Raw genomic sequence first — 12,990 nt, 5'->3', positions numbered from 1 at the left:
CCCTCAGGGAGTCACGGTGAAGGTGTCGACGTCGTACAGATTTCCGGCGCCGCCGACGAAGGACAGGAACAACGGACCACTCGCTGACGCGTTCAAGGTGGTCGAGACGGTCTGGAAGTTCTCCCAGCCGCCAGTGACCGGTACGGCGACCGATCCGAGCAACGTGCCCGTCGCGGAACCGGCGCGGATCTGCAGCGTGCCGCCGACCCCGCCCGACGAGATTCGTGCAGTGAAGCCGCGCATCCCGGCCGTGCTCACTCCGGAGTACCCGGCCCAGTCGCCGTTCTCGATGAAGCCGACTGTCGCGCCGCCACTGGCGCTGGCATGTGAGGCGATCTGGACACCGGACTGCGACGTGAACGCCTCGCCCTCGGTCGTGGTCCCGCCCGAGCTGGACGTGTTGAGCGTGAAGGCATCGACGTCGTAGAGGCTGCCTTGACCGGTGACGCCCTTGAAGACCAGGAACAACGTGGTCGTCCCGGCCGGCCTGTTACTCAGGTTGGCGTTGATCGTGGTGAACGTGTCCCAGCTGCCGGTGTTCGGCACGGTCGCCGTACCGAGCAGCGTTCCGGTCGCCGAGCCGGCGCGGACCTCGAGCGTGCCACCAGGACCGGCCGAAGAGACACGTGCGGTGAACGACGAGGCATTGCCAACCGCGTACGGCGTGTAGGAGATCCAGTCGCCGTTGTCGATGAACCCGGCCGTCTTTCCGCCTTCGGCTGCCCCGTGATCGGCCAGCTGGATTCCGGACTGGGCGGAGAAGTGCTCGCCCTGGCGATGCCGCGGCTGCAGCTTGTGCTTGTCGACCGTGGTCAGTCCGCCATTGTCCGTGTACGACGCGGTGAAGACGCCGTACACGTTGGCCGCCGGATCGTGCTCACCATCCACCGGTACGGCGATGGATCCGCTGCAACCGGTCTTCGACGTGATCTCGTGTTCGTGGGCGTCGTGGCCGAGCCAGTAGGTCACCTTTACTCGGGAGCAGTCGATCGTGCCGTCCTCCGGATCTGTGACCGTCGCCTGGAACGGAACCGTGTCGCCGAACGAGAACAGTTGCCCGTCGATTGGTGTTTGAAGCGTGACGGTCGGGGCGGTGTTGCCGACGCTGATCTGGACGTTCGCCGAGCCGGTCAGCCCGGTTGGGTCGGTCACGGTCAGAGTCGCGGTGAAGTTGCCGGCCGTGTTGTAGGTGTACGACGGGTTCGCCTGCGTGGAGGCGCCTCCGTCTCCGAACGTCCAGCGGTAGGTCAACGCGCCACCCTCCGGGTCCGAACTGCCCGCTGAGGAGAAGGCCACCGTGAGCGGACGCCCGCCGGAGGTCGGCGTGCCGGCGGCTTTGGCGATCGGGTTGCGGTTCTGGGCGCCGATGTATTCGATCCGCCACAGTGCTTGGTTGTTCGAGCCGGTGCCGTAGTCGAGGACGTAGAGCGCGCCGTCCGGTCCGAAGGCCATGTCCATCACCTGGGTGCCGTTCCACGGGAACGCGCCGATGTCGCCGACGCCACCGCTGCCGGTGACCTCGATCGCCTTGATCCACTGGCGACCGAGTTCACCGGCGAAATAGCGGCCGTTGAGTGAGGCCGGGAACTTCACCGGCGAGTTGAGGTTGGCGTCGTACCGATAGACGGGGCCGCCCATCGGTGACTCCGAACCGCCGTTGCCGAACTCGGGCGGCGTACCGGCATCACCGGCGTACCTGATCCAGGCCGGCTGAGCCGGCGGCAAGGTGGTCCGGCCGGTGTTGCGGAAGGAGTTGTTGGTGGCTCCGCCCGCGCAGTTGTACTTCGCTCCGGACGGGCCGCTGGGGAACTGGTAGTCGTTGTAGGTCTCGGTGGTGGTGTTCGTGCCGGTGCAGTAGGGCCAGCCGTAGTTGCCCGGCGCGGTGATCCGGTCGAACTCGACCTGGCCGTTGGGACCGCGGTTCGGGTTCGTGACACCGGCGTCCGGGCCGTAGTCGCCCAGGTAGACGATGCCGGTCGCCTTGTCGACACTCATACGGAACGGGTTCCGGAAGCCCATCGCATAGATCTCCGGCTTGGTCTGCGCGGTCCCCGGCGCGAACAGGTTGCCGGACGGGATCGTGTAGGTCCCGTCGGGCTGTGGCTTGATCCGGAGCACCTTGCCGCGCAGGTCGTTGGTGTTGCCCGAGGTGCGTTGCGCGTCGAACTGTGGGTTGCGGTTCGTGCGCTCGTCGATCGGCGTGTAGCTGTCGGACTGGAACGGATTGCTGTCGTCACCGGTCGTCAGGTAAAGGTTGCCTGCAGCATCGAAGTCGAGATCGCCGCCGACGTGGCAGCATTGACCGCGATCATTCGGTACCCGCAGGACGATCTTCTCACTGGCCAGGTCGAGGGTGTTGTTCGCGGCGAGCGTGAAGCGTGACAGGTGCAGCTCGCCCTTCCAGGCGTCCCAGGTGGCTTGTGTGCCCTCGGTTGGTGCGTCGCCGTCGGGTGTGCTCAGTCGTGGTGAGAAGTACAAGTAGACATAGCGATTGGTCGCGAAGTTCGGATCGACCGCGACGCCCTGCAGTCCTTCTTCGTCGTGGGTGTAGACGCTGAGCTTGCCGGCCAGGCTCGTCGTACCGTTCACGTCGGTGATCCGGACCGAGCCGTCGCGGGCGGTGTGGATGACCGAGCGGTTGGGCAGCACGGCGAGCGACATCGCCTCGCCGAGTTCGTTGCCGCCACTGGCGAGCGAGATCTGCTGGTAGTCGCCGGGTGGGATGGTCGACCCGGCTTGGGCGGATGCGGTGAGGCCCACCGCGGCGGTCAGGACGGCGGCGATCGCTAAAGAGATCCGCCGGAGAGTTCTAGTGCGCATGAGTACTCCGTCAGTTGTAAGTCAGATCGAACGATTCCCAGGGGCCGATCGCCGTGCGGTTGGCGATCAGGGCGGCGGCACCGGCGTTCTCGGCGCAGACCAGGTTGTTGTTCACCTGCGCGCGGAAGCTGACTGTGCCGTCTGGATTGCGGATCAGCTGGAAGGTCTCCCACGAACCCACGGCCGCGTTCTTGGCGAGCAGTGGGGCCGCACCGGCGTTGTCGGCGGCAACGAACAGGCCGTTGGCTCTGGCCTTGAGCGACACGTTGCCGTTGCCGAGATCCGCCAGGTCGAACTGTTGCGCCGTACCGATCGTGGTGCTGTTGGCGATCAGCGGCGTACCGGTTCCGGCGGTGACGTATTTGCCGTTGGCACGGGCCTTGAGACTGATCGTGCCGGTGCTTTTGGGGAGGCCGATGGTGGCCTTGTCGTAGCGCCGGGGTGTGGTGGCCGGCGTACCGGACAGAGCTTGGAAGGGTTGGATTGCCGAGCCGGTCTTCTCCACCAGGTAGGACCGGCCGGCCTGAGCCGGGATCGTGAACGTCGCGTTGCTCTGGGGTGCGACGACGGTCGCCCGGGTTTGTCCGTCCAGGACAGTGACACTCTGGCCGGGCCACGGACTCCGTACGGCGAGTTGCTGGTTGGCGCCGGACGTGATTGCGACCGTGGTCGGCGTACCGGCGGTGATCTGGACGTGGACCTTGGATTTGTGGCCGATGGCAACTGTTCCTTCGCCGGTCCAGTCGCTTGGCCAGGCTGGGGCGATGCGTAGCAGGCCGTCGTAGTCCTGGGCGAGTGCCTCGGGGACGGCCACGGCTAGGACGCCGGATTGCTCGATGTACGGCTCGGACGCCGGTTGGGCGGTGAAGCTTGCCATGCCGGACGGGTAGACCTGGAACTGCCTGATCGCTGCCAGCAGCGAGGTCTTGACCTCATTCGCCATCCCGAGCCGGGCGGCGTGCAGCGAGTCGTAGCTCCAGGTGTGGCTGTTGACGTAACTGCGTGCGGTGAAGGTTCGGCGGCCCAGAGCCGAGTTGTCGCCGATCAGGTTGAAGGGCCAGACCGCTTCGAGGCCGATGTTCTCGAAGTTGCGGCGCTGTGCGGCGGGTTGGGTGGACGGGCCGATCATGGTGTGGCCGTTGGCATCGTCCGCGGGGGTGAGGAGCTGCGTCTGCGTGGCTGTGTCGGTTCGCGGCAGCGTTTGGATTTTCGGGATTGCTGCGTTGAGTTGGCTGACCAGGGCCGCGTCGACGTTGAGGAGTTGGGCAGCCTTCACCGCGGCTGGGAAGAAGGACTGCATCGCTGCGATATCTGTGGCCGGGTTGGTGACGTCCCACTGGGTTTCGTGAGCGTTCGACCGGGTGTGCAGCTTGCCGTCCGAACCGGTGGTCGCGTGCGAGAGCAGGAACTGCGCTGCGCCTTTGATCAACGGGTAGTGCCGTTCGAGAAAGGCTCGGTCGTCGGTCATCCGGTAGTGCTCCCAGACCCACAGGCCGACCTCGGCGCCGGTGGTGACGTTCAGGGAGTTCCACATCGGCGGGATGGTCGAGTCGCAGGAGGCGTTGTCGTTGCCGCCGTTGTAGGTGCCGTTGCCGTTGAAGCGCATCGTCTCCGGGACGCAGAGGCCCTGCTTGCCGGGCATGTGCGCGCTGGTCCAGGCCGCGATGGCGTCTCGGTTGTCGTTGTAGAGGCGGAACATGGGGTCGTTGAGGGCGGGTAGTCCCGCGGCCAGGTTGGCGGCTACCTGCATCCTGAGGTTCCAGAACCAGTAGCCGGCCGGGTACCAGTCGCGCTTGTCTTGGGAGAACGTGAACAGGTCGGCGACACCGGCTTGCGATCCTGGTAGTACGCCGCGACTCTGCGCCGCGCTTGCGTAGAGGAAGATCGCTCGCAGGTTCTCGACGTAGTCGCCGGTGCCATCGGCGGAGCTGATCTTGATCAGGCCTGCCGAGCTCCAGTAGTTGTGCCACCACTGGAGATGCGCGTTGCGAACTTCGCCCTGCGCTGCACCGTTTAGGACTGTGTTGGTCGTGGCGATTGCGTCGCCACCCGTCCAGGTCGGCGCCGCGACGACGACTCGGAACGAGCCATTCGTGTTGGGTTGGAAGCTGACTTGGGCGGTGAGATTGTTCGGGGTGCTCGCGACGACATTGCGGCCGCCCGCGGTGATTCCGGCCAGCGATCCGAACGTTCGGCCGGAAGCACCGGCGCCATTGTTGTCGACCCACGTTTCGGCGAGGGCCGCCGTACCGCCGGATGCCCGGGCTTGGGGGGAGCGTCCGCTCCACAACTTCACCTGGGCGGTCTGCGTGCTGTTCGGATCAGCGCCGGTGACGTCGACGACGAGCTGCTGGGTGTCGGCTCGCACGAACGCGGTGAGCGTCATGCCACCGCCCGACTGGCGCAACATTCCGTCGTACAGGTCGAGTTTGGCGGTGAAGTCGGGCGCTGTCGTGAGCCGGGAGAGGCCCGGGATCACTAGGTGGCCAAGGGATTTGCGGTCGGGGAAGGTGTCGGTGCGGTTGAGTTGCGCGGTGAAGCCGTCGGCCGCCCAGACGGCTGCGCCGAGAGCGCCGTTGCCGAGCGGGAGGGATTCGGTGGGTGCGGTGTTGGGGCGTTGGAGGACGATGTCCGAGCGGCGGACGACGTTCGGGGTGTCGACGACGAACGAGCCGTTCTGCCAGGCCGTCGTACCGGGTGCGGCGGTTGCCGGCGCGGGGACGAGCAACGTTGCCGTGAGGAGGAGGGCGAGCAGGATACTGAGCCGGATTCTGGGTTTCGGCCGAATTCTGGGCAGGGCTGAGTGCACGGGGGCGTGCATGTGACCTCACTGATGAGCTTTAGGGGCGGACCCATCGGCCGGGCACGGAAGAACCCTGGGTGCTATCGGATATTTCCTGCCCCGGAGCGTCACGTCAAGACTTCGTTGGGCGACCATCCGAACTAAAGGCCAACTTCTTACAAACATCCGCCCAGATCTTGCGGGCGGCGTGCTGGCGGGATTGTGCGGCGGGGGCGATTTAGGGTGTGCGCATGGCGACGATCTTTCATCTGGCGTTTCCGGAGGACTGGGCAGCGGCGGTCGAGGCCGGGTGCTACCGGTGGTCGACGCGGGGCAAGTCCCTCGACGACGGGGCGACGTTCATTCATGCGTCGCGGTACGACCAGGTCGCGATGGTGGCCAACTTCGTGTACGACGACGTGGCCGGCCCGCTGGACCTGCTGGTGATCGACACCGAGCGGCTGGTGTCGGCGCTGTGCGACGAGGACCTGGACGGGATCGGGATCAGCTTCCCGCACGTCTACGGCCCGCTGAACCTGGACGCGGTCGTCGACGTCCGCCGCTACCAGCGTGCCGCCGACGGCCGATGGCCGGAGGTGGCCGCCGAAGCCGTATCCTGATCACGGAACGGGTCGGTCGGGCGATCGCGTCGTCCACGCGAGTGGGCGCCGAGGAAAGTCCGGACTCCACAGGGCAACGTGGTGGGTAACACCCACCCGGGGCAACCCGCGGGACAGTGCCACAGAGAACAGACCGCCAGCGGCTTCGGTGAACCCCGTGGTTCATCGAGGTGCGGGTGAGGGTGAAACGGTGGTGTAAGAGACCACCAGCTCCGCAGGTGACTGCGGAGGCTCGGTAAACCCCACGTGGAGCAAGGCCAAGAAGGACGACGGGCAACCGCCGTCCGCGCGAGCGTTCGAGGGCTGCCCGCCCGAGCTCGCGGGTAGGCCGCTAGAGGCGCCTGGCAACAGTCGTCGTAGATAGATGATCGCCACAACAGGATCCGGCTTACGGACCGACCCGTTCCCACTCGTACGCCGCCTGCCGCGCGGGTGTGCGGGCTCATCGCCCGCGGCCCCCGTTTGTAGCTTCCGGCGGACCCCAAGCACTCCACAATTGCTGTCGTCGGCCGTGCTCAGGCGTGAGCCCCGGGGCGACAACCCAGTTGTGATGGCCTGCAGGTCCGGTGATTCCAGTGCCCGGTTCCGCCGGTGAGCCTTTCGCCAACTAACCCGTGCCTCGCCGCCCCGCGCGGCAGCGTCTGCTGGCGGCGGTAGCCGCACATCGCAGGCGGCAGCCTGCAACTGAACCCAGGGCGCGTGGGGGAGCGTGCAAGGGCGAAGCCCGCACGCGGGGGCGCGGGCGATGAGCCCGCACACTCGCGCGCGGTAGCGCGCACGTCCCCGGCGGTAGCCGGGGAGGGGTTAGAACGTGTGGTCGTCGGTGGGGAAAGTGCCGTTGGCTACGTCGGCGGCGTACGTGGTGGCGGCGCCGGTGAGGATGCCGCGGAGGTCGGCGTACTGCTTGACGAAGCGGGGCATGGGGCCTGAGCGGAGGCCGGCCATGTCTTGCCAGACGAGGACTTGGGCGTCGGTGTCGCGGCCGGCGCCGATGCCGACGGTCGGGATCGGGATGCGTTTGGTGATTTCGGCGGCTACGTCGCCGGGGACCATTTCGAGGACCAGGGAGAAGGCGCCGGCTTCGGCGAGGGCTACTGCGTCGTCGATCAGGCCGGCGGCTTGGTCGCCTCGGCCTTGGACTCGGTAGCCGCCGATGCTGTGTTCGCTTTGCGGGGTGAAGCCGATGTGCGCCATCACGGGGATGCCGGACTGGGTCAGCTTCTCGACCATCGGTACGACGGTTCGGCCGCCCTCGAGTTTGACCGCGTGCACGCCGGCTTCCTTCATGAAGCGGACTGCGGTGTGGAAGGCCTGTTCCGGCGACGCCTGGTACGAACCGAACGGCAGGTCGGCAACCACCAGAGCACGGTCGGCTGCATTCGCGACCGCACGGGCGAGCGGGATGAGCTCGTCGACCGTGACACGAAGCGTCGTGTCGTAGCCGAAGACGTTGTTGGCGGCGGAGTCGCCGACGAGGAGGACGGGGATGCCGGCCTGGTCGAAGATCTCGGCGGTGTACTGGTCGTACGCCGTGAGCATCGCCCACTTCTCGCCGCGGTTCTTCATGTCCCGCAGGTGGTGGACCCGGTACCGCCGCGGCCGCTTCGGGGCGTCCCCCGAGGGTGCGCCGGCGCCGCCGGTGCTGAGCGCACCGGTGTCGGACGAGACGTTCTCGGACGGCGCCGACGAGTTCGCGACCTCCGGCGTACCGGCGGCTGCGGCCTGGGCTCGACGCGCAGCGCGGTGCGACGCGACGTGCTCGGCATGGACCTGGCTGGGGGCGTCCTGCTGTACGTCGGCCCGCCGGCGCGCGCCGATCCGCGACCGCGGCTCGCTCACTGGGGTGTTGCTCTCATACTCCGCACTCGGATCCGACAGATAGCTCTGCTCCGGCGACGACGGCTGCGACTGCGCCGGCTGCCCGGACTGAGGCGACGGCGCAGGCGAAGGTGAAGGCGCGGATGCCTGTGCCGGCGTCGGTGCGGGCGGCCGGTGCTGGCTGGCCTGGTCGTCGTTGCTGGTCTGCGGCTGGGCCGGCACCCGCGGCGGGTTCGGCGGCTGCAGCGGCGCATGCTGTGACGGCGCCTGCTGCTCCGGCTGCCGACCGGGCGGCGGCTGCAGCGGGGCCAGGCCGTTGCTCGGCGCCGGCTGCTGCTGCGGCAACGCACCGGTCGTCGGCGGTACGCCGTTCTGCTGCGGGGCCGGGCTGCTCCAGTTGGTCGACCCGTTCGACGCAGGCGGCGCGTGTTGCGTCAGCCCGTTGCTGCCCTGCGACGCGGCCGGGGGCCGCGGGGGCTGCTGCTGAGGTGCCTGCTGCTGGGGCTGCTGCGGCGGTGGAGCCTGCCGGTTCGGCGGTACGCCGTTGTTCCCGTTCCCCGGAGCGAACGGACTAGGCCGATTCGGCGCAGGCGGCTGCTGCGGACGGAACGGGCTCTCCTGCGGGTACGCCGGCTGTCCGTACTGCTGCTCATCACCCCGCGACTGCTCCCCGTAGTACTCCGGGCGCTGCGGTGGTTCGCCGTACGGCGAACGTGGCGGCTGCTGAACCGGCGCCTGGGGCTGCGTGGGCGGCTCGGCGAACCGCTGTTGCTGCGGCGGCTGGGCCGGCGGCGGGCCGGGCAGGTACGGCGGCTTCGGCACGTACGGCTGCTGCGGCACGGGGCCGCGCTCGAACTGCCGCGGTGCGTTCGGCAGCGACGGCGACGGGTCGAGGCCGAGCCCGTTGGGCCGGTCCCGCCAGGGGTCGCTGTCGTAGTCCGAACGGCGGTGCTCTTCGGTTGTCCGGTTCGACGGTCCGGTCCCGTACGGCGAGGGCAGCTCGTCGTCGTCCTGGGTACCGGCCGACATGAAGTTGTCAACCATGCCCTCATCGTCCCACTGATGCGGAGGGTAAGCGCCACCGCCTGTCGCTGAGTGGTCAGTCACATTGTCCCGGGACCGGTCGGAGTCACGGTCGCTGGACGTGCTTGAGTCACCGCCGACCTCTTCAGGAGAGCCCCACGGTGTGTCCTCGGATGGGCGGTACCGCCAGGAGTCGCTCAGTGCTCGGCTGCCTTCCGTGCGTCCTCACGCCATGCATTGGTGATCGGCAACCGGCGGTCCCGGCCGAAGGCCTTGTGGGTGATCTTCGGGCCCGGTGGGTACTGCCGGCGCTTGTACTCCGCGCGGTCGACCAGCTGGATCACCTTGCTCACCAGCTCGGTCTCGAAACCGGATGCGACCAGCTCGGCGCTGCCGCGGTCCAGCTCGACGTAATCGTCCAGCATGTCGTCGAGCAGATCGTACGGCGGCAGCGAATCGGTGTCCTGCTGTCCCGGGCGGAGCTCGGCGGACGGGGGTTTGGCAATCGAGTTCTCGGGGATCGGCGGTTGCTTGCCGCGGGCCTTGGCGTCTTCGTTGCGCCACTTCGCCAATCGCCAGACGACGGTCTTCGGAACGTCCTTGAGGGGTGCGTAACCACCGACCGCGTCGCCGTAGATGGTCGAGTACCCGACGGACAGTTCGGATTTGTTGCCGCAGGCAAGTACCAGGTGACCGTCGGCGTTCGACAGGCCCATCCAGATCACCGCGCGGACGCGGGCCTGCAGGTTCTCCTCGGCCAGACCGGTCAAGCCGAGGGTGTCGATGAACGGCTGCACCATCGGCTGGATCGGGATCACTCGGTAGTTCAGGCCGGTGCGCGCGGCGAGCTCGGCGGCGTCGTCCTTGGAGTGCTCACTGGAGTAGACGCTCGGGTTGGAGATGCCGAAGACATGCTCGGCGCCGACCGCGTCACAGGCGATCGCCGCGACGAGTGACGAGTCGATGCCGCCGGACAGCCCGAGCAGGACCGACTTGAACCCGTTCTTCTGCACGTAGTCGCGCAGGCCGGTGACGATCGCGCCGTACATCTCGGCCTCGTCCGCCAGTCGGGGAGCGACCGCGGCCGGGATCGGCTCGTACGACGGCAGTGCGTCCTCGTGGATGACCGTGTGCACGATCTCGATGCCCTCGTGCGTACCGGACGGCGTACTGGTCGCGGCGGGCAGATCGAGGTCGACGACCATGCTGCCCTGCTCGAACTGCGGTGCGCGCGCGAAGATGTTGCCTTCGGCGTCGGAGATCAGCGAGTCGCCGTCGAACACGAGCTCGTCCTGACCGCCGATCAGGTTCACGTAGGCCAGCGCACACCCGGCCTCCCGAGCACGCCGCGTGACGAGCTCGCCCCGTACGTCGTCCTTGTTCGCCTCGTACGGCGAACTGTTGATCACCAGAAGCAGTCCCGCCTCAGCGGCCTTGGCCACCGCCACCGGCCCACCGTCCTGCCACAGGTCCTCACAAATCGCCAGCGCGACATCGACCCCGTGGATCCGAACCACCTGCAACGTGCTCCCCGGAACGAAGTGCCGGAACTCGTCGAACACCCCGTAGTTCGGCAGGTGATGCTTCACCGCACTCGTCACCACCCGCCCCTGGTGGATCACCGCAGCCGCGTTGGTCGGCGACCCCTTCGGACGGCCGAGCCGATCGACCCCCATCGCCGTACCGGTGGCGCGGTCCAGATACCCACACACCACCACGATGTCGCCAAGCCCCTCATCGGCAAGCCGCTTCGCCAGCCCCTGAATCTTCCCCTGCGACGCATCCACGAACGACCCCCGCAACGCAAGGTCCTCCACCGGATAACCAGTCAGCGCCAACTCCGGAAACGCCACCACATGAGCCCCCCGCTCAACCGCGTTCCGAGTCCAGGCAACGATCTTCTCGGCGTTCCCGTCCACATCACCGACAGTCACATTGAGCTGAGCAAGAGCCACCCGAAGCTGAGACACGAGAGCACACTACTGTCTCCGCTGGTCTTTCAGCTGCCTGCCCGGCGGAATAGGTAGCGACGAAGGTTGGTGGGGTGGGGACTTTTGGTGGATGTGGGGTACGGCGGGGGTGGGTTGAGTGTGGGTATGACGATGAGTGGTGGGCCTACTGGGGTGGGGGAGCGGGCGCTGGGGCCGGACTTGGCTCGGGGGTTCATGTTGTTGTTCATTGCGCTGGCCAACTCGCATTACTTTGTGGCGGGGGAGCGGGCGTTCGGGGGGTTTCCGGTGGGTGGGTCGGTGCTGGATCGGGGGATCGGGACCTTGATCTCGACGTTCGTGGACGGGCGGGCGTTTCCGATGTTCGGGGTGTTGTTCGGGTACGGCGTGGCGCAGATCGTGCGGCGGCAGCGGGAGTCGGGGCGGGCTTGGTGGCCGATTCGGAAGTTGTTGTGGCGGCGGAGTCTGGTGTTGGTGGTGCTGGGGTTCGTGCATGCGATGTTGCTGTATGTCGGCGACATCCTGGGGGCGTACGGCGTGCTGTTGTTCCTGGGGGTTTGGGCGATCAACTGGAAAGGCGTCTGGCTGTTCCTGGTGGCGGGGCTCGCGTTCGTGCTGACGGCTATGCCGAGTGATGACTCCTTCTCGACGATGACCGAGGGGGCGGATCCGGCGATGCTGCCGCACAACCTCGCCGAGCAGTTCTCGACGCGGATCATCGCGCATCCCTTTATCGCGATGCTGGGCTGGATCGGGTTCGTGACACCGTTCCTCATCGGCCTGTGGGCTGGACGTCGACGCATCCTCGAGCGGCCGGCCGAGCACCGCACCCTGCTGCGTACGACGGCGATCGTCGGACTCACGATCGCGGTCCTCGGTGCGCTGCCGGTGTCGTTGGTTGTCGGCGGCATCATCGATCGGCCGAGCGATCACGCCCTCACGTACCTCGGCCCGTTGCACGATGCCAGCGGTGTCCTCGGCGGTTTCGGGTACGCCGCTCTGATCGTGCTGATCGCACACCGGCTGAGCAATCGCCAAGGCCCGTTCACCCTGGCGATCGCCGCCGTTGGTCAGCGGTCGCTGACCTGCTACCTCAGCCAGTCGGTCGTCTGGGCGCTCGTCTTCACGCCGTACCTACTAGACCTCTCCGGCACTCTCACCACCACGACAACCGCGCTACTCGCTATCGCAACCTGGCTGGCGACCGTCGCAATGGCCGACCGGATGCGCAAAGCCAACTACCGCGGGCCGTTCGAGAAGCTGATCCGCTGGTTCACCTACAGGGCCGCGGCCACGCGATCCCGGAGTTCCGGCAGCCTCGCGTAGAAGACGTCGCCTGGGCACTGGGTCGCGTTGTAGTCCCGGTGCCCGACGATCGCCACGTGCGGATCGAGACCGTACTTCGTGCACAGCCACGCACACGTCAGCACGGACATGTCGAACAACTTCACCGGCACGTTCGCGTTGACGTAGATCCCTTCGTGCTCGATCCCGATCGTGTGGCTGTTGTGGTTGGCGGTCTGGGCGCCGAGCACGTTCTGCCCGTTGTTGATCGACGACAGCGACTTGCTGCGGCCCTCCATCAGGTATCCGCCGCGGCTGATCGTCAGTTGCTGCCCTGCGTCGATCCAGCCGTTCGTGTCCATGTGCAGGTCCTGGATCCAGTGCGAGACCTTGTACGCCGCCGCCAGCGAATAGTCCGTGACATTCGGCGAGGCGGTGTGGTGGATGACGATGTGGTCGGGTTTGGCGATCACCGAGGTGGCGGATTTCGGCGGCCGGGCCGACCATTCGGAGCGGGTGTAACAGCGAGGGGCCGGGGCGCCGTACGCCGCGGTCGTGGGGAGCGCGATCCCGCCGAGCAGGACCCCGGAGGCGGCCGCGCCGCGCAACAGGGTCCGCCGGGACGGTTGGAAACTTTCGGGGGCGGTCATGTCATAGAAAATCCCCTACCGACGAGCTCGCCAAACCGCTCTGG

At 67.3% G+C, this 12,990-nt stretch carries 7 protein-coding genes and 1 other RNA gene; 3 read left to right on the top strand and 5 right to left on the bottom strand.

The features are described from left to right. Positions 1-3: 3 nt before the first annotated feature. Positions 4-2,820, bottom strand: a complete 2,817-nt coding sequence (locus ACFTSF_RS40710) for a carbohydrate-binding protein (protein WP_380160846.1) — start codon at positions 2,818-2,820, stop codon at positions 4-6. Positions 2,821-2,830: 10 nt separating this feature from the next. Further along, positions 2,831-5,641: a hypothetical protein gene (locus ACFTSF_RS40705; protein ID WP_380160844.1), complete on the bottom strand. Its 2,811-nt coding sequence runs from the start codon at positions 5,639-5,641 to the stop codon at positions 2,831-2,833. Between the two features lie 212 nt (positions 5,642-5,853). On the opposite strand from ACFTSF_RS40705, the gene ACFTSF_RS40700 reads away from it, so the two are divergent. Both ACFTSF_RS40700 and rnpB read left to right on the top strand, forming a co-directional pair. Then, positions 5,854-6,222 (top strand): DUF952 domain-containing protein, encoded by a 369-nt coding sequence (locus tag ACFTSF_RS40700; protein WP_380160842.1) that lies wholly within the window; start codon positions 5,854-5,856, stop codon positions 6,220-6,222. A gap of 8 nt (positions 6,223-6,230) precedes the next feature. After that, positions 6,231-6,629, top strand: an RNA gene (gene rnpB, locus ACFTSF_RS40695) — RNase P RNA component class A. A 397-nt stretch (positions 6,630-7,026) separates the two neighbouring features. On the opposite strand, the gene panB is transcribed toward rnpB, so the two are convergent. After that, positions 7,027-9,084, bottom strand: a complete 2,058-nt coding sequence (panB, locus tag ACFTSF_RS40690) for a 3-methyl-2-oxobutanoate hydroxymethyltransferase (RefSeq protein WP_380160840.1) — start codon at positions 9,082-9,084, stop codon at positions 7,027-7,029. 176 nt (positions 9,085-9,260) lie between these two features. Then, complete coding sequence (locus tag ACFTSF_RS40685; protein ID WP_380160838.1) at positions 9,261-11,033, bottom strand: NAD+ synthase; 1,773 nt, start codon at positions 11,031-11,033, stop codon at positions 9,261-9,263. Positions 11,034-11,159: 126 nt separating this feature from the next. Between ACFTSF_RS40685 and ACFTSF_RS40680 the strand changes: the two genes are divergently transcribed. Then, positions 11,160-12,338 (top strand): DUF418 domain-containing protein, encoded by a 1,179-nt coding sequence (locus ACFTSF_RS40680; protein ID WP_380160836.1) that lies wholly within the window; start codon positions 11,160-11,162, stop codon positions 12,336-12,338. Here ACFTSF_RS40680 and ACFTSF_RS40675 read toward each other — a convergent pair. Continuing rightward, the gene (locus ACFTSF_RS40675) at positions 12,290-12,946 is read right to left on the bottom strand and encodes a peptidoglycan recognition family protein (protein WP_380160834.1); all 657 of its coding nucleotides are present in this window, start codon (positions 12,944-12,946) and stop codon (positions 12,290-12,292) included. The genes ACFTSF_RS40680 and ACFTSF_RS40675 overlap by 49 nt on opposite strands. Between the last annotated feature and the right edge of the window lie 44 nt (positions 12,947-12,990).

Origin of the sequence: Kribbella sp. NPDC056951, from assembly GCF_042674205.1 — a bacterium.
Lineage (GTDB): Bacteria > Actinomycetota > Actinomycetes > Propionibacteriales > Kribbellaceae > Kribbella > Kribbella yunnanensis.
The sequence above is the reverse complement of the archived record's forward strand: the minus strand, read 5'-3'. Positions and strand labels throughout refer to the sequence as shown.